This window comes from Martinezella sp. CNPSo 3890 (genome assembly GCF_057784455.1).
On sequence record NZ_JBXSOR010000004.1, the window covers coordinates 136167 to 154540 of the forward strand.

13 protein-coding genes are annotated in these 18374 nt (G+C 60.9%); 9 read left to right on the forward strand and 4 right to left on the reverse strand.

Features of this window, described 5'->3' with window-relative positions; all coding sequences use genetic code 11:
- The first annotated feature begins 11 nt into the window (after positions 1-11).
- Entirely contained in the window at positions 12-1268 is a 1257-nt protein-coding gene (locus tag AC13RC_RS13400; protein ID WP_488557409.1) for an NAD(P)/FAD-dependent oxidoreductase, read from the forward strand.
- A gap of 248 nt (positions 1269-1516) precedes the next feature.
- On the opposite strand, the gene AC13RC_RS13405 is transcribed toward AC13RC_RS13400, so the two are convergent.
- Positions 1517-2245: a GntR family transcriptional regulator gene (locus AC13RC_RS13405; protein WP_113329713.1), complete on the reverse strand. Its 729-nt coding sequence runs from the start codon at positions 2243-2245 to the stop codon at positions 1517-1519.
- Between the two features lie 185 nt (positions 2246-2430).
- Between AC13RC_RS13405 and AC13RC_RS13410 the strand changes: the two genes are divergently transcribed.
- The 5 genes from AC13RC_RS13410 to AC13RC_RS13430 all read left to right on the forward strand — a co-directional run bounded on the left by AC13RC_RS13410 (position 2431) and on the right by AC13RC_RS13430 (position 7455).
- Positions 2431-3417 carry an ABC transporter substrate-binding protein gene (locus AC13RC_RS13410; protein ID WP_183808993.1) on the forward strand — a complete coding sequence of 329 codons (987 nt, stop codon included), beginning with the start codon at positions 2431-2433 and terminating at the stop codon, positions 3415-3417.
- Between the two features lie 191 nt (positions 3418-3608).
- Complete coding sequence (locus AC13RC_RS13415; protein ID WP_113350543.1) at positions 3609-4388, forward strand: ABC transporter ATP-binding protein; 780 nt, start codon at positions 3609-3611, stop codon at positions 4386-4388.
- A gap of 7 nt (positions 4389-4395) precedes the next feature.
- Positions 4396-5319, forward strand: a complete 924-nt coding sequence (locus AC13RC_RS13420) for an ABC transporter permease (protein ID WP_069610480.1) — start codon at positions 4396-4398, stop codon at positions 5317-5319.
- Between the two features lie 20 nt (positions 5320-5339).
- Positions 5340-6587: a kynureninase gene (gene kynU / locus AC13RC_RS13425; RefSeq protein WP_488557410.1), complete on the forward strand. Its 1248-nt coding sequence runs from the start codon at positions 5340-5342 to the stop codon at positions 6585-6587.
- A 37-nt stretch (positions 6588-6624) separates the two neighbouring features.
- A complete protein-coding gene (locus AC13RC_RS13430; protein ID WP_145318638.1) occupies positions 6625-7455 on the forward strand; it encodes an alpha/beta hydrolase in 831 nt (276 codons plus the stop codon).
- Between the two features lie 63 nt (positions 7456-7518).
- On the opposite strand, the gene AC13RC_RS13435 is transcribed toward AC13RC_RS13430, so the two are convergent.
- From AC13RC_RS13435 to uxuA, 3 genes are all read right to left on the reverse strand, one after another.
- Entirely contained in the window at positions 7519-7944 is a 426-nt protein-coding gene (locus AC13RC_RS13435; RefSeq protein WP_069610406.1) for a VOC family protein, read from the reverse strand.
- A 140-nt stretch (positions 7945-8084) separates the two neighbouring features.
- Positions 8085-10175, reverse strand: coding sequence for a putative bifunctional diguanylate cyclase/phosphodiesterase (locus AC13RC_RS13440; protein WP_145318641.1), 2091 nt, complete (start codon positions 10173-10175; stop codon positions 8085-8087).
- Between the two features lie 185 nt (positions 10176-10360).
- Positions 10361-11539 (reverse strand): mannonate dehydratase, encoded by a 1179-nt coding sequence (uxuA, locus tag AC13RC_RS13445; protein ID WP_488557411.1) that lies wholly within the window; start codon positions 11537-11539, stop codon positions 10361-10363.
- A 120-nt stretch (positions 11540-11659) separates the two neighbouring features.
- Here uxuA and AC13RC_RS13450 point away from each other — a divergent pair, with 120 nt between their 5' ends.
- From AC13RC_RS13450 to AC13RC_RS13460, 3 genes are all read left to right on the forward strand, one after another.
- Complete coding sequence (locus AC13RC_RS13450; protein ID WP_233789847.1) at positions 11660-12355, forward strand: FadR/GntR family transcriptional regulator; 696 nt, start codon at positions 11660-11662, stop codon at positions 12353-12355.
- 28 nt (positions 12356-12383) lie between these two features.
- On the forward strand, positions 12384-14852 hold the full coding sequence (locus AC13RC_RS13455; protein ID WP_488557412.1) for a glycoside hydrolase family 2 protein: 2469 nt from the start codon (positions 12384-12386) through the stop codon (positions 14850-14852).
- 176 nt (positions 14853-15028) lie between these two features.
- Positions 15029-18289 carry a GH36-type glycosyl hydrolase domain-containing protein gene (locus tag AC13RC_RS13460; protein ID WP_488557413.1) on the forward strand — a complete coding sequence of 1087 codons (3261 nt, stop codon included), beginning with the start codon at positions 15029-15031 and terminating at the stop codon, positions 18287-18289.
- The last annotated feature ends 85 nt before the right edge of the window (positions 18290-18374 follow it).

Genomic DNA, 18374 nt, shown 5'->3' on the forward strand with positions numbered 1-18374 from the left:
CGAAAACGGCAATGACAGGCAAGGTAATCGTTGTTGGCGCTGGCATTATCGGTGCCACCGCGGCATTGAGATTGGCAGAAGCAGGCTGGGATGTCGCGCTTTGCGACGGCAACGCCCCGGGTAGCGAAGCCGGGGCAAGCTACGGCAATGGCGGCTGGATCAGCCCGGCGTCGATTATACCGATGAGCATGCCCGGCCTGTGGCGGAAGGTTCCCGGTTTCCTTCTCGATCGAAACGGGCCGCTGACGATCGATTGGAGGTCGCTGCCGCAGCTGACGCCTTGGCTCCTGCGGTTCTTGTGGGCTGGCGCCAGTAAGACCCGAGTACGCCGGACGGCGAAATTGCTGAACTTCCTGCTGCATGATGGCCCTGAGCGACATCTGGAACTCGCGCGAAAGACCGGACAGGAACAGCTCGTTCTTCAGAAAGGGCTGCTCTACGCCTATCCCGACCGGGCCTCCTTCGAGGCGGAAGCGCTGAGCTGGGAACTGCGCCGAGAAAACGGCGTAGCATATGTGGAGTGGGACGAGACCGAAATCCGGAAAAGGCTTCCGGCTCTCGGTCCCCCCTATCGCTTCGCCATCCATGTGGTGAACGGCGCCCATTGCCGCGACACCGGAAGCTATGTAGCCGGCATTGTGGAAGCCGCTCGACGCAAGGGTGTACAATTCCACCAGTCCGCCGTGACAGCTATCCTCGACGGCGTAACGCCGCAGGCGGTGCTGGAGGGTGGCGAGACGCTATCTGCCGACCGCATCGTCGTGGCCGCGGGCATACATTCCGGCCGCCTGCTTCGCCCGCTTGGCGTGCGCATTCCGATGCAGAGCGAACGAGGCTATCATGTGACTGTGACATCAGGGCAGGCACCCTTCGAAATTCCCGTCATGCCGAGTACCGGCCGGATGGCCAATACGCCGACCAATATGGGCCTGCGCCTTTCGGGCCAGGTCGAGCTTGCAACCGTGAACAAACCTCCGAATTGGGAGCGCGCGCAGGTGCTGCAACGCCATGCCCTGGCGAGCTACCCCTATCTGGCTGCCGACAAGACACCCCACCTTCGCCTCTGGATGGGACATCGGCCATCCACGCCCGACGGGCTTCCTGTGATCGGCCCACTGTCACGCCATCCTAGCCTGATCGCCGCATTCGGCCACGGGCATGTCGGCATCGCGGCAGCTCCCAAAACGGCGGATCTGGTACTCGACGCATTGGAACGTCGCATCAACGACAATGCATGCCCTTTCCTACCCAGCCGCTTTGGGCAATGACCGATCGCCCACCCCAGCGGACCCCAAATGAACGCTCCTAGTGGGAACTGAACCGGTGGAGTTGCAATCACTGGATCGGGCTGGAAAGACCCTGCGATAGGCACCAGTTCGCATTCGATGGCGGCAGGGCCAACGCCCGGCAAGGATGTTTTCCTTGGCGCGCTGACCAGAGGCTTATCGATAAAAACCTGCAGGAGGAGATATCTCGCGCGCCAAGCGTTCCAGCTCGCCGATGATCCGGTTTCGACCTAACTCACATGATTCTCCGAGCGAATATAAACCTGCAGCGTGTACCCGATATGCTCGGTCATCAGCGCTCTGGCACGTTCCAGATCCCGGTCGAGGGCCGCTTCCATCAATGCCGTATGATGCTCGATCGCCATGGCATCCTGCAAAGCGGCGACGGCTTTTTCATAACCGATCGAAAGGCCAGCAGCCGCGCGCTGCGTCGGCGCAAGGCCGAGAAAACGATGGTGGCGGCGAAGCTGATCCGAGATGGTGGACTGGAAACGCTGAAGCCAGTTCGACGTTGCCGCGCTGACAAGCGCAGCGTGAAAGGCGCTGTGCTTCTCATCCCATTCGTCCGCCATCTCCTCCGAGGCGGAGTCGGGCACGATCCTGCAGCGTGAGAGGCGATAATGTGCAGTGACGACGGCCGATTCCCAATCCGGGCCACCCTTCTCGATCGATTCCATGAGAAGCGGCAGCTCCACGACCATGCGCGCCCGCGTCAGGTCCTCCAGTTCGGCCCGCGATACTGGAGCGACAGCGAAGCCGCGATTGCTGATCGCAGTCACAAGCTTTTCGGCCTCCAGCCGCGATAGCGCCTCGCGAAGCGGCGTCCAGCCGAGGCCGTAGATATCCCGAAGGGCGCTCAACCGAAGAGACGCACCAGGCCTTAGCTTGGTATTGAGGATGTCGCGTCGCAACAGCCAGTAAGCCGCTTCCGTCTTGCTCAGCGCATCCTTGTCCTGCATGGCCTTCGTCCCGATCCTCCTCAAACAAAGATTATATATAAAATGGCCCTCTCCGGAAATTATATATTATATATGCCCATCGTGAATATCATATATCACAAATTGACAGGCCTGCAGCACTCGCTATGATCCCTGCCCGAGAGAGCCGAAGGAAAACGGCTCCTTGTCACATCCGGGAGGAAAATATGCTGAGATCTACGTCCAAGTGGCTGACCGGCCTCGCTGTCGTCGGCGCCTTCGCAGCAAGCGTTGCAACGGCATCGGCCGAGCCCATCAAGATCGCCATCGCCAACTTCGGCGAGCATCCGCAGCTCAACGCATCGATTGCCGGTTTCAAGAAGGCTCTTGCCGACAACGGCTTCGTCGAAGGCAAGGATGTCGTCTATTCCGAAAGCAACACGAGCTTCGACGCCTCGCTCGTTCCGCAGATGATCGCCAAGCTGCAATCCGAACATCCGAAGCTGATGTATACGGTGACCACCCCCGTATCGCAGATTGCCAAGAAGGCGCTGGCCGGCTCCGGCATTCCGATCGTCTTTACGGCCGTCACCGATCCCGTCGCCGCCAAGCTCGTCCCGTCCTGGGACGCCGGTGACACAGGCATCACCGGCTCGAGCGACCTGCAGGACATCTCGGCCATCCTCACCTTCACCAAGAAGCTGCTTCCGAATGCCAAGCGCATCGGCGTGCCCTATAATCCGGGCGAGGCCAACGACGTTGCGCTGATCGACAAGGTCAAGGCCGCCGCTCCGGCAGCCGGCTTCGAAGTGGTTCCGGTCGGCGTCGACAACGTCAACGACATCCAGCAGCGCATTGCCTCGCTCGCCGGCAAGGCAGACGTGATCTACACGCCCGCTTCCAACCTCTTGCAGCCGGCAATCCCCGCCGTTGCCGCCGCCGCCCGCCAGGCTCAGATCCCGATCGTCAATTCCGACGACGCGGCCGTCCGCAATGGCGTCGTTCCGGCAAGCTTTGCCGTCAACTATGAGCAGGTTGGTGAAAATGCCGGCAAGATCGCCGCTGAGATCCTCAAGGGTGCCGATCCGAAGACGATCAAGCCTTCCGTTCCGGCTTACAAGGACCATGCGCCGCTGATCAACAAGACCGTGTTGAAGGCATTCGGCGCCGAAGTTCCGGCTTCGCTTGCCGATTGCAATTGCTTCACGAAGTGATAGGCGGCATCTTCTGCTGCATAATTCCCTAAATCGACATCGATCTAAGGATAAAATTACGCAGCAGATTTAAAGTGCTACAGCGACCTTTGCGCGTCATATGTGACGCGCGGCGCTGTAGGATCAATCCGATCCATGGCGGCGTCAGGAACGCCGCCATTTCATAACCCTACACTGCAGGGGAGGCACGGATGCTTGAGATCAAATCCGCGCGCAAGGTTTTCTACAGAGGCCAGCCCGACGAAAAGGTCGCGCTTAATGGCCTGACGCTCTCCCTCAAGACAGGCGAATTCGGCGTCGTCATCGGTTCCAACGGCGCCGGCAAGAGCAGCATGCTGAATGCGATTTCCGGCGCTCTCAGCCTCGATTCCGGTCAGATCCTCATTAACGGTGATGATGTGACGAACATGCCGGTCCACAAACGCGCCGCGCGTCTGGCTCGCGTATTCCAGGATCCGATGAAGGGAACCGCCGCCAGCATGACGGTCGGCGAAAACATGCTTCTGGCGGAACTGCGCGGCAAAGCCAGAGGATTTCGGCCCGGCCTGAATGCGGCGCGGCTCGCCGCCTACAAGGATCGGCTCGCCGTCCTCGGCCTCGGCCTCGAAAATCGGCTGGACACAAAAGTAGAGCTTCTTTCGGGCGGCCAGCGCCAGTCGCTGTCGCTCATCATGGCGGTCGGTGGCTCGCCAGATGTGCTGCTGCTCGATGAACACACAGCCGCGCTCGACCCGCGCACGGCCGATATCGTCATGCAGGCAACAGTGCGCACGGTCGAGGCGCTGAAGCTGACGACATTGATGGTGACGCACAACATGCAGCACGCCGTCGATTTCGGCGACAGCATCATCATGCTCGATGCCGGCCGCGTCCATCTCGAAATTACCGGTGATGGCAAGCGGCGCATCACCGTGCCCGAACTGATCGGCCATTTCGCCGTTAAGACCGACCGCATGCTGCTGGTGAGCTGACATCATGATGGATTTCATTCAATCAACCGTTTCGAGCTTCGTCTCGCTCATCCCGGTCACGCTGGCGCAGAGCTTCATCCTGAGCTTCGTCGTCCTCGGCATCATGATCCCCTTCCGTATGCTGAGCTTTCCGGATCTGACCAGTGAAGGTGCGTTTCCGCTCGGCGGCTGCGTCTGCGGCATCCTGCTTGCCGCCGGCGTCGCGCCGCCGCTTGCCATTGCGGTCGCCTTCGCCGTCGGCCTTGCCGCCGGCTGCTGCACGGCCTTCATTCACCTGCGCTTCCGCATCCATACGCTGCTTGCCGGCATCCTGATGTCGACCATGCTCTATAGTGTCAACCTCGGCATCATGGGCAAATCGAACCTCTCCGTCTTCGGCTCTCCGACTGTGTTCGATGTCGTGCCATTCACCGAGCCCGGCTTTCCCGCGAGCAAGATCGTCATCGCCGGCCTGCTTGCCATCATCGTATTGATCGCCCTTAACCTTTACTTCAAGACGGAGAAAGGCACGGCCATGCGCGCGGTCGGCTCCAATCCCGACATGGCCGAGGCACAGGGCATCAATGTCTGGGCTGCCACCATCGGCGGCGTCGGTATCGCCAGCGCCTTTTCAGCCGCCAGCGGCGCCTTGATGGTGCAGTCGCAGGGCTTTGCCGACGTCAACATGGGCATCGGCATCCTCATCAACGGCCTTGCAGCGCTGATGATCGGCGAAGCTTTCACCGGCAAGCAGACCGTCCTGCGTCAGTTGCTGGCGCCGTTCGTCGGCTCCATCATCTATTATCAGCTCGTATCGCTCTGCCTTGCCGCCGGCATGCCGCCGCCGAACCTCAAACTCGCTACCGGCCTGTTCGTGCTGATCATGCTGGCGCTGCCGAGCATCCGCCGCAGCCGCGGCGGAGCCGTCACCCGAGAAACCATTCGCGAATAAGTTTACGAGGCAACGACATCATGGATAGCCTTCCCGATCTCGCGGCCGTCGAGGCCATGGACGAGGCCGACCCGCTGCGCGTCTTCCGCAGCCGCTTTGCCCTGCCTGCCGGCGTCATCTATCTCGACGGCAATTCGCTCGGCGCGGCCTCGCACGAGGTTTTTGCCGAAGTGCGCCAGGCCGCCATGGAGGAATGGGGCAATGGGCTGATCCGCAGCTGGAACAGCGCCGGGTGGTTTCATTTGCCGCTGGAACTCGGCGATCGCATCGGCCGGCTGATCGGGGCTGCCGAAGGGCAGACTGTCGTGACCGACTCCACATCGATCAACATCTACAAGACACTTCATGCGGCGCTCGCGATGCGACCGGATCGCAACGTCATCGTGGCGGAAGGCGACAGTTTCCCGACCGATCTCTACATGGCCGAAGGCGTCGTTTCGACGCGCCCAGGTGTCACGCTGCGCCTCGAAGGCCGCGATGCCGACACCATCGAGGAATTGATCGATGAGACCGTCGCCGTCGTTCTCGTCAATCATGTCAACTACAAGAGCGGCGAACTGCGCGACATGGCGGCACTGACGAAGCGCATCCAGGCAGCGGGCGCACTCGTCATCTGGGATCTGTGTCACAGCGCCGGCGCCCTGCCCGTCGATCTCGACGGTGCCGGTGCCGATTTCGCCGTCGGCTGCACGTACAAATATCTGAATGGCGGCCCGGGCGCGCCGGCCTTTATCTATGCGGCGAAGCGTCATCACGCATCGATCGTTCAGCCGCTCAGCGGCTGGTGGAGCCACGCCCGTCCCTTCGCCTTCGAACAAAGCTTCGACGGCGATGCGGGCATCAAGCGTTTTCTCTGCGGCACACAGCCGATCCTCTCCTTGCGGGCGCTGAAAGGGGCGCTCTCCATCTGGGATGAGGTGGACATGAACGCGCTGCGCCGGAAAAGCATAGCGCTGACCGATCTCTTCATCCGTTTGGTCGAAGCCAAATGCGGCCAATATGGTGTGGAGCTCGAGACGACGCGCGACAACGAAAAGCGCGGCAGCCAGGTCTCCTTCATCCACAGCAATGCTTATGAGGTCATGCAGGCCCTCATCGAGCGCGGCGTCATCGGCGACTTCCGTGCCCCGTCGACACTGCGCTTCGGCTTTACGCCGCTCTATGTCGGTTATCATGACGTATGGCGCGCCGTGACGGTGCTTGAGGAAATCCTGAGCAGCGGATCATGGAAGGACGCACGCTTTGCCGTGCGCGCGGCCGTGACCTGATCTACAGGCGCCGGCAGCTGGAGAGAGGAAGCTGAACATGAGCTATTTCAGGGTCACCGATTGGGACGCCGCCTATACCAACGGTGCCTATATTGCCGACGGCGATCAGTGGCCAGCCGCCTGGGTCGAGCCGGCAAAATCCTTCCGGGACAGACTGACGACCGCGGGACGCGCGAAACTTGATCTGGCCTATGGTCCTGCGGAGCGTAATCGCTTCGATCTCTTTCTGCCCGAAAGCCAGCCGCAGGGATTGGTGGTTTTCGTCCATGGCGGTTACTGGCTGCAACTGGACAAAAGCTACTGGTCGCACTTTGCAGCAGGCTCGATTGTTAGGGGATACGCTGTCGCGATCCCGTCCTACACGCTTTGCCCGGAAAATCGCATCGCCGGGATCGGCAAGGAGATTGCGGCCGCGATCACGAAGGCGGCTGAACTCGTCAGCGGACCCATCGTTCTGACGGGCCATTCGGCCGGCGGTCAGCTCGTTGCCCGCATGATGACGACAACATCGCCGCTCAACGAAGCCATCCGAGAACGCATTCGCCATGTACTCGCCATTTCCGGTCTTCATGACCTGCGCCCGATCATGAAGCGCAGCATGAACGCGCAGCTTCGCATCGATGATGCAGAGGCAAGGGCCGAAAGCCCGGCTCTCCTCGAGCCGGTCGTCAACATTCGCCTCACCTGTTGGGTTGGCGGCGCCGAGCGCGCCGAATTCATCCGCCAGAACGCGCTGCTCGCCAATATCTGGACCGGGCTCGGGGCGGCAACTGAGGTCGTGGTCGAGCCCGACAAGCACCATTATTCGGTGTTGGACGGCCTTACGGACGCTGAGCATCCTCTCTCGCGGACCCTGCTTGCAGAATAGCGTCTTCGCAGCCGGACCAAAAGAAATGCCCTCGGCACCACAAACACCGAGGGCATTATATCGTCAGCCGTTGACCGGCGCATTCATCGCCCAGGCGACGCCGAATGGATCGCGCAGCTGGCCCCAGCGATCGCCCCAGAACATAACCTGCGGCTCGACGACCACTTCCGCTCCCGCATCGACGGCACGCTTCCACCAGAAATCGAGGTCATCGACGACAAGCTGCATCGTGAAGGACTGCGGCTTTTCCAGCGCATGGCCGTATTCCGGAAAAGCGTCGCCGAGCATGACCGAGCTGCCGTTGATGTAGAGATGAATATGCATGGTCCGGCCTTTTTCATCGACCGGATACATGAAGGCCTGCTCGGCGCCGAAGGCGCGCTTGTAGAATTCGGCTGCCTTCACAGCGCCATCTACCGTCAGATAGGCTACGACGCCGCCGCGAACCGGCACGCGCGGCTGCTGGGACTGTTCTGTTGCATCACTCATGTTGGTCTCCTTGGAACGGTTCTTTGTGTCGCGCCCTTGTCGGGGCTGATCCAAGGACGTTGGTCAACCACCCTTCCCGACAACAAGGTACCAAATTTTTTTGGTTATTAATTGCGACGGCCGCCCGAAGGTTTCGGCGGTCATACATGCGCTGGTTTTCGGGCACGTAACGTCGGGGCGGGATAGGCCTCACGGAGAATTCGCGCCAGGGCATCCTCGCGTGACATTGGCCGGCCGAGCAGGAAACCCTGCACCTCGTGATAGCCCTCGGCCCGCAATTTTGCCAATTGAGCCTCCGTCTCGATGCCTTCGGCCAGTGTCACCGCATTGAAGCCGGAGGCGATGCCAACTACGGCCCGCACGATGGCAAGATTGCCGGGATCGGCATCCATGCCGGCGACGAAACTGCGGTCGAGCTTAATCTTGTCGAAAGAGAAGGAGCGCAGATAGCTGAGCGAGGAATAGCCCGTGCCGAAATCATCGATCGCGATGCGAATACCGAGCTCCTTGAGCGCACGCAGCAGCGACAGGCTTTGCTCGACCTCGGAAAGCAGGATGGATTCCGTGACCTCGATCTCCAGGCGTCCGGGACAAAGACCTGTCTCGCTCAGCGCTGAAACGACGGTGGCCAGCAGGCTCGAATGACGGAATTGATAGACGGAGAGATTGATTGCCACTTTCAGGTTGTCGGGCCACTCCATGGCGGTCCGGCAAGCCTCCCGCAGCACCCAGTCGCCGATCGGAACGATCATCCCCGTTTCTTCGGCGATGGGGATGAATTCTGCGGGCGAGATGAGTCCGCGCTTCGGATGGCGCCAGCGGATCAGAGCTTCGAAGCCGGAGAGAGTATCTTCGTCCAGACGAATGATCGGCTGGTAATGAAGTTCGAATTCGTCGTTCTGCAACGCCTCACGAAGCTCCAGCGTGAGCTGATGGCGCCGTTCAGCTTCGAGCCGCATCTCCGTCTGGTAGAACCGATAGGTCGAACGGCCGCTCGTCTTGGCGGCATAGAGCGCCAGATCCGCGTCCCGCATCAGCACGTCAGCATCGTTGCCGTGCTCGGGCGCAATGGCAATGCCGATGCTGCAGGTCACATGTTCCCGGACGCCATCGAGATCGAAGGGTGCCGACAGCGATTGCAACAACAGGTCGGCGAAGCGGCGCGCTCGCCCGGCATCCGTCATCCGTAAAACCAGCGCGAACTCGTCGCCGCCCAGGCGCGCGACCAGATCGCTCCTCTCGGCAAGCTGCTGGAGGCGTTCGGCAACCTGGCGCAGGAGCATGTCGCCGGCGGCATGGCCCTTGCTGTCATTGATATGCTTGAAATGATCGACATCGATATAGAGCAGCGCGATTGGCTTTTCCGGCCTCGCAGCAGCCACCTGCCGCACGATGTTCTCGGAAAAGAAAGCTCTGTTCGGAAGCCCGGTCAAGGAATCATGCATGGCAAGATGCGCAAGCCTTGCCTCGACGCTGCGCTCCTCGGTCACATCCTGGGAAATGCCGAGAACATAGCGCGGCGCTTGCCCTGACGGGGCGGGAAGCGCCCGTTTCGCTGTCTTCAGGATACGCAATACGCCATCCACCGTGTGAATGGTTTCCTCGAAGTAGACGGTTTCGGCGGTTTCGAAGGCAAGCTTGTCCTGCTCCCGGAAAAGCGCCGTCTGCTCATCGGAAAATATCGCACGATCCGACTTGCCGATCACATCTGGTGCTGCCTGCCCGACGATGGCGCCGCACGCCTCATTGAACAGGATATAACGACCATCCCGCTCCATGTCCTTGACGAAAACGCCGACGGGGAGATTGTCGACGATGCTGTCCAACAGCGACTGGGTGGCATCGACCTGCCGCCGTGCCGCATTGACCTCGGTGCGGTCCTGCACGATCGCCAGAATCGCCATCTTGCCGTCGAAGCGGATTTCCCGCCCATAGGTCAGAACCTCGAATGTCTCGCCATCCGCCTTCAGATGCGTCCAGCGTTGCGCCGTCTCGATGTCGGTGCGGTGGTGCACCGCATCGAGCATGCGTTCGCGCTCTTCCGGAGGCCGGATATCAAGGACGGTCATGACCGCAAAAGCAGCGAGGCTATAGCCATAGAGATCGCGGGCAGCATCGTTGACGATCAGGAATTTCAGCGTCTCGGGATCATAGACCCACATCGGAGACGGATGCGTCTTGAAAAGTGACCGAAAATCGTCGTTCGGGGCGTCGGGCCAAACGGAATTCATGGGAAGGTCAACCTTGCCAATTCGAGTTTGAAGATTAGCGAATTGGACATTGATAGACGAGAAAACTAAATAAAATCAAAATTGTAACAAGGTTAAACTTTAGGCAAAAGCCTATCGAATATGCAACGGCAGGCTTTATTCCTCCGCCCCTTTTCACCGACATGGGACGGCAAATCCCGTGAGGTTCAAAGCCCTGCTTTGCCGATCGCATGGATGACGCCGTGAAGCTCGCCAAGACCTTTCAAGCGGCCGATGAGGGAATAGCCGGGATTGGTCGGCTTATCGATATCGTCGCCGATCAGATGTCCGTGGTCCGGCCGCATCGGGATCATATGGTCTTCCCGGCCTTCCTTGCGACGCCGTGCCTCCTCCGTGAGCAATGTGCGCAGGATGGCATACATATCGCTGCGCCCCTCCAAATGGGAGACCTCCACGAATGAACCATCGGCTTCGAGCGCAACGTCGCGCAGATGCGCGAAATTGATGCGCGAGGCAAATTCGCTTGCGATAGCAAACACATCATTGTCGGCGCGAGAGCCGAGAGATCCGACACAGAGCGTCAAACCGTTGGCCGGATCGTCGACATTGCCGAGGATGCGGCGCAGATCCGACGCCGTCGAGACGACGCGCGGCAGGCCAAAAAGCGAGATGGGCGGATCGTCGGGGTGAATCGCAAGCCTCGCACCGAGCTCTGCGGCAACTGGCACGATCTCGTGCAGAAAGGCTTCGAGATTGGCCTGGAGATCCTCAGCCGTTATACCGTCGAAGAGTGCGATGGCCGAGCGTATGGCATCGCGGCCATAGCTGTCTTCGCCGCCAGGAAGACCGGCGATGATGTTATTCTCCAGCCGTTGCACGGCCTCCGGCGAGAGCCCTTTCAGCCGCTCCTCGGCACGCCGCAGCAGGTCCGGCGCATAATTTTCTTCCGCACCTTTCCTGCGCAGAACAAAGACGTCATAGGCGATGAACTCCACCATATCGAAACGCAGGGCGAGCGCCGTGGTCGGCATTTCGAAGCGCAGATCCGTACGCGTCCAGTCGACGACCGGCATGAAATTGTAGCAAATCGTCTTGATGCCGGAGCGGGCGAGATTGACGAGACTGTCCTTCCAGACACCAATCGCAGCCTTTGCCCCTGCCCCGCCGAGCTTGATCGCGCTTGGCACCGGGATCGATTCACAGACGCTCCAGCGTAGCCCGGCCGCTTCCACCAGCGCCTTTCGCCCCTCGATTTCGGCCGGCATCCAGACGCGCGAATGTGAGACCTCATGCAATGCCGTGACGATGCCTGTCGCGCCGGCCTGGCGCGCATGCAAGAGCGGAACGAGATCCTTCGGACCGAACCAACGCCAGCAGCTTTCCATATGATATCTCCTCCATTTGTCGGTCAAAATACCGGTGAAAAGTGAAATGTCCATCATCTTTGGTCGCTTGACGCCACTATTGACCAACAATATGCTTTCAACAACGGAGGAGAGACGGTGGTGGATACCGCTGATATCGAGGATAGAGGTTCCGCGGTCGATCAGGTGGTCGACGCGCTGCGGCGACTGATGCGCGAGCGCAATCTCGGTCTCGGAGATGCCCTGCCCTCGGAAGCCGAGCTCGCTTCCATGTTCAATACCAGCCGCAATACGGTGCGCGAAGCGATCCGCATCCTGAAGGCCTATGGCATTGTCGAAAGCCGCCAGAAGGTCGGCGCGGTGATTACGGACCGCCGCCAGCAGGCACTGATGGACCTCTTCTCCTTCGCTATCGACATCTCGGCGGAGAGCTTTCTCGATATCCAGGGATTTCGTCGCCTCATCGAGGTCAATCTCAGCGATCTTCTGTTCGAAACGCTTGATGAAGTCGCCATCGACAGGCTGCGCTCCATCAACGACGCGATGAAGGCCGCATCGACATTGGCCGAGGCTGCGGAACTTGATTTCAGGTTTCATGCCACCCTTGTCGGCTTCGCCGGCAATCAGACCCTGTCACAAGTCTATGGCATTATGCAGCCATTGTTGCAGCGGCTGATGGAGGCGGGCAAGCGCTCCCGCGAGGCCGTCGACAGTGCCTACCATGATCATCGCGCCATCATCGAAGCGTTGGAACAACGGGATCGAATCGCCTACGCCTATCACATGAACCGCCACCTGCAGGCGGGCCTGCAGTTCATCGCGCCAAAGGCTGTTTGAGACATCCATTTCATCACGGATACATGACATGAAAAGACAGACGCTCGACACCGGCTGGATCATCTCGCGCCTTCGCGCGCCCTCCAGCGCACCGGCCCTGCCCAATTCGATCCCCGCGACCGTGCCGGGCAACGTTCATCTCGACCTGATGGCTGCGCAGCTGATCACCGATCCCTATCTCGACGTCAACGAAATCTCGCAGGACTGGATTGGGCGTTCCGCCTGGCGCTATCGTCTGGCCTTCGACTGGGACGGCGAGGACGCCGAGCGCATCGATCTTTCCTGCCTCGGCCTCGACACTGCCGCGCGCCTGGAACTGAACGGCAGTTTGCTTGGCGAAACCCGCAACATGCATCGCAGCTACCGCTTTGGCACCAGCGATCATCTGAAAAGCGGCCGCAACGAGCTGATCGTCGATTTCCAATCCGCCTATGAACATGGCGAGGAAGTCCGCAAACAGCTGGGCAGCGCCGCCGATATTCCCCAGAACTATCCCGGCCCAAGCAATCTCATCCGCAAGATGGCCTGCAACTTCGGCTGGGACTGGGGCCCGACCGTCGTCACTTCGGGCATCTGGAAGCCGATCCTGATCGAGAGCTGGTCGAAGGCCCGTCTCGGCAGCATCCGGCCGGAAATCACCCTGCAAGGAAGCCAGGGCGTCGCGCGCCTGCATGTCGAAATCGAATGGGCCGACAAGGGCACGGATAGCGTGGCGCTCGTGCTCTCCATCGGCGGCAAGCGCGCGGAAGTGCGCGTCGCGCAGGGGGAGACACATGCGCTGATCGAATGCCGCATCGACAATCCGCAGGTCTGGTGGCCATATGGGATGGGCGGGCAGCCGCTTTACGATCTCGACCTGCAGCTGCTCGGCTCGGATGGGACGGCGCTCGACGGCTGGAAGCGGCGCGTCGGCTTCCGCTCCGTGCGGTTGGATACGACGCCCGATGAGGTCGGCTCCGCCTTCACCCTCGTCGTCAACGATGTGCCGGTCTTTGCCCGCGGCGCCAACTGGATTCCCGACGATTGCTTCCTGCCGCGCGTGACACGCGAACGCTATCGCGAGCGGATCGCCCAGGCCCGGGATGCCAATATGAATATGCTGCGCGTGTGGGGCGGCGGCATCTATGAGACCGATACGTTCTACGAGGAATGCGATGCCGCCGGCATCATGGTCTGGCAGGATTTCCTGTTTGCCTGCGCCACCTATCCCGAAGAAGAGCCGGTCTACAGCGAGATCGAGGCGGAAGCGCGCGAGGCGATCACAAGGCTCATGCCTTACGCTTCGCTGGTCATTTGGAACGGCAATAACGAGAATATCTGGGGCTATTTCGACTGGGGCTGGCAGGACGTGCTGGGCAATCGCCCCTGGGGCGCCGGCTACTACCTCGACCTCCTGCCGAAGCTGGTGGCCGTGATCGATCCGACCCGTCCCTATTGGCCAGGCAGCCCCTATTCCGGCTCGATGGAGATCGCGCCGAATGCCGACGAGCACGGCTGCCGGCACATCTGGGATGTCTGGAACGAGGTGGGCTACGAGACCTACCGCAACTATATACCGCGCTTCTGCTCCGAATTCGGCTGGCAGGCACCGCCGACCTTCGCAACACTTGCCCAATCCGTTCGCGAGAAGGATCGCGCGCCGGCCTCCCCCGCGGTCCTGCATCACCAGAAGGCAACCGGCGGCAATGACAAGCTTCTACAGGGGCTGGAAGGCTGGTTTCCCCACCCGCAAAATTTCGACGACTGGCTCTTCGTCACGCAGCTGAACCAGGCGCGCGCAATCAGCTACGGCATCGACCATATGCGCTCGCATCGGCCGACCTGCATGGGCACCATCGTCTGGCAGCTCAACGATTGCTGGCCGGTCACCTCCTGGGCGGCCGTCGATGGCGCTGGCAGGAAGAAGCCGCTGTGGTATGCCTTGAAGCATAGCTATGCGCCGCATCTCCTCACCATTCAGCCACGCGGCGATGGGCTGGCCGCCGTTGCCGTCAACGACGCGACCCTGTTCTGGCGCGTGCCCTTCACGGTCGAGCGTTTCGATTTCACCGGCAAGCTGCTCGCCCGTCACCACGTCTGGCGCATCCTCTGCGATCGCTTCGAAAATACCGATATCGACATCCCGTCCGAGGTCGCGACCCCGGGCGATCCGCGCCGCGAATATCTGCGTGCTCGCCTCGGCGATGTAGAAGCCTGGTGGTTCTTCGAGAAGGACATGCAGCTGCAATATCCGCAGCCCCGCTTCGATATCGAAAGCGTCCAGACGCCGGACGAGATTGCTATCACCATCACGGCGCAGTCCTTCCTGCGTGATGTCTGCCTGTTCGTCGATCGCATCAGTCCGAATGCCGAAGTCGACGACATGCTGGTCAATCTCGCGCCTGGCGAAAGCAGAACGTTCAAGGTCAAAGGCATTTCCAAGGAAGCCTTCGACGATGCCGATCTTTCGGCTGTTATACGCACGGCCAACCAGGTTGCGGAGCACCCGCACCACTGACACCGGGTGCTCTCCCACAGAAAAGATCCGGCGCATTGCGCCGGATCGGCGCCTGTATTTTCCGTAAGCCGTCACAAAAGATTGCGCTGGTGAATGGCAAATTGCCTCCTATGATCGGGCGCCGCCTTGTGATCTAGTGCCCCTCATCCGATCCATGAATCAGCGAGATCACGCTTATGTCCTCGGACACCAATCGCAGCTTTCAAACGCCCCGCCGCGAAGAACTTGGCCTCATCACGCTCGGCAATACCGCCGGTCTTTCGGCTTCGGCGCTGCCGAACGGCACACTGTTTTCGATCGACTTTGCCGACCAGCAGGGCGGCGTCATGATCAATCAGGTGCTCGGATCGCCTGTCTATGGCGGTATTGGCCGGCTCTATCTGCGCATCGGCGGGCCTAAGCCGGCGACGGCCGAAATCGTCGGCCCGAAAGCTACGGTAGAGTTCGGCCATGGCAAGAGCGGCTTTTCCTGGAGCGGCGAAACGGAAGGCGTACGACACACCGTCAGCCTCCGGCTGCATCCGAGCCAGACCGCATGGTTCTGGCAAATTTCGCTGGAAAACAGCACCAACGCGATGCTTTCGGCTGATCTCATTCTCGTTCAGGATGTCGGCCTCGGCGATCGCGGCTTCCTGATGAACAGCGAGGCCTATGCCTCACAATATATCGACCATCACATCGCCACCCATGCCACCTTCGGTCCTGTCATTATGGCCAGGCAGAATCTCAAGCAGGGCGGCGGGCGAAATCCGTGGCTCGCGCAAGGCTGCCTTGAGGGTGCCGCGGCTTACGCGACCGATGCCATCCAGCTCCTCGTGCCCTCCAAGAGCAATGATGGCGTCATGGTGCCGGATTTCGGCGCCAGCCTGCCGAGCACGCGCCGCCAGCATGAGGTCGCCTGCCCGACAATCCAGTCGAAGCCGCTTTCGCTCGCAGCAGGTGGCGCCGCCACTACGACCTTCTTCGGCCTCTTCATCGCCGATCATCCGGCTGCTTCCAGCGATGCCGACCTTGCCCATCTCGATGGCCTGCCGAAACTTCAGGGCGAATTGGCGATCGACACGATTGCTGCCGCTCAATCGGCACGCAGTCTCGTTCAGGATGCCCCTCTTGCTGAGAGCGGCAGCCTGGATCAGGCCGCCATCGACGCGCTTTATCCGAAGCGGATGTTGGAGGAGCGGGCCGATGGAAAACTGCTCTCCTTCTTCGTGCCGGATGGAGTGCATAACAGGCACATCGTGCTCCAGGAAAAGGAGCGCCTGGTGGCTCGCCGCCACGGCGCCATCGTTCGCAGCGGCCAGAATATGCTGCTCGATGACCAGACGTTAGCTGCCACTTGCTGGATGCAGGGCATCTTCGCCGCGCAGCTGACCATCGGCAACACCTCCTTCCACAAGCTGTTCTCGGTCTCGCGCGATCCCTACAATATGACGCGATCGAGCGGCCTGCGCATTCTCGTCGACCTTGGCGACGGCTGGCGCCTGCTCGGCGTGCCCGCCGCCTTCGAAATGGGGCTCAGCGATACCAGGTGGATCTACAAGCTCCCCGGTCGCACCATCATCGTTTCGGCAATCGCCTCTGGCGACGATCCGGCCATGCAATGGAGCGTTTCGGTGGAGGGCGAACCCTGCCGTTTCCTCGTCTTCGGCCATGTCGTGCTTGGCGAGCGAGACTATGAGGCCGTGGCGAACATCGCAATCGATACGGTAGGCAAGCGCATCTCCTTCCGGCCGCAGCCGTCCTGGCTCTGGGATCGCTACCCGAAGGCCGGCTATCACCTCGTCACGTCGACCCCGGATGCCTTCGAAACCGTTGGCGGCGATGAGCTGCTTTATACCGATGGCACCACCCGCAACGGCCCGTTCATCGCCCTGAAATCGCGCCCGACGAAGGCACTACGCTTTGCCGTCACGGGCTCGATGACCGATCCGGATGCGGCGGAAGCGCTTGCCGCGCGCTACAGCGCCGGTGTCGAGAGCGAAGAGATGCTCGCACCCGCGCAACGCTTCTGGAGCCATGTGACGCGAAGCGCGCGCATCGAGGGCGATGGCCGCGATGTGGCGGCACAGGCGGTCATGCTGCCCTGGATCGCGCATGATGCCATCGTGCATTTGAGCGTGCCGCACGGGCTCGAACAATATACGGGTGCTGCCTGGGGCACGCGGGACGTCTGCCAGGGGCCGATCGAGTTCCTGCTTTCCTACGAGCATGACGAAGAAGTCCGGCAGATCCTTTCAACGCTCTTTTCCGAGCAGTATCGCGATCGCGGCGACTGGCCGCAATGGTTCATGTTGGAGCCCTATGCCAACATCCGCGCCGGCGAGGCTCACGGCGATATCGTCGTCTGGCCGCTGAAGGCGCTCTGCGACTATATCGAGGCGACCGGCGACATCGCTTTCCTTGCAGAAACCGTGCCGTGGCGTGCCGACGACACCATGCAGCTGACTTCGGAACGCGCGACGATCTCCGATCACATCGAAAAACTGCTGGACACCGTACGCAGCCGCTTCGTGCCGGGCACGAGCCTCATCCGCTACGGCGAGGGCGACTGGAACGACAGCCTGCAGCCGGCCGACCCGCATCTGCGCGACTGGATGGTCAGCAGCTGGACCGTTTCACTCCTGTACGAACAGCTGGTGCGCTACGCCAATATCCTGACGCTCGCCAGCCGCAACGAGGAAGCGCAGTCGCTGCAAGCGACCGCGGTTGCCATGCGCGCCGATTTCAACCGGCTCCTGATGCGTGACGGCATCGTTGCCGGTTATGGCGTCTTCGATCCGAGCCATGACGGCGTCAAATTGCTTCTGCATCCAGAGGATACGCGCACGGGCCTGCATTATTCGCTGATCGCGATGACGCAGCCGATGATCGGCGGCCTGTTCACGCCCGATCAGCGCCATGTCCATATGAAGATCATCCGCGAGAACCTGCTGTTCCCGGATGGCGTCCGATTGATGGAAAAGCCGGCGACCTATTCCGGCGGCCCAGAAAAGCTCTTCCGGCGTGCCGAATCCTCGTCGTTCTTCGGCCGCGAGATCGGACTCATGTATGTGCATGCGCATCTGCGATACTGCGAAGCCCTGGCGCTTGAAGACGATGCAGAGGCCGTATGGGCAGCACTGGCACTTGCCAACCCGATCGCAGTCAGCGGCCGGGTGGAACATGCGTCGCTGCGCCAGCGCAATACCTATTTCAGCAGCAGCGATGCGGCCTTCGACGACCGCTATCAGGCTTCCGCGGAATGGGCGCGCGTCAAGGCAGGCGATATCGGCGTCGATGGCGGCTGGCGCATCTATTCGAGCGGCCCCGGCCTCTATACCAAGAGCCTCATCGGCAATATCTTCGGTTTCAAGCGGCAATTCGGGCAGCGCATCCGCAAGCCGTTGTTGCCGGCTTCGATCGGCGCCTGCGACGTCGAGCTGGATTTCAAGGCGTAAGCTACCCGTGAGAGGGGCCTCGCCATCGGCCCCTTTTTTTTCACACGCCTGCAATATTCGCCTTTGCAGCAAGAGCCGCTTCGCA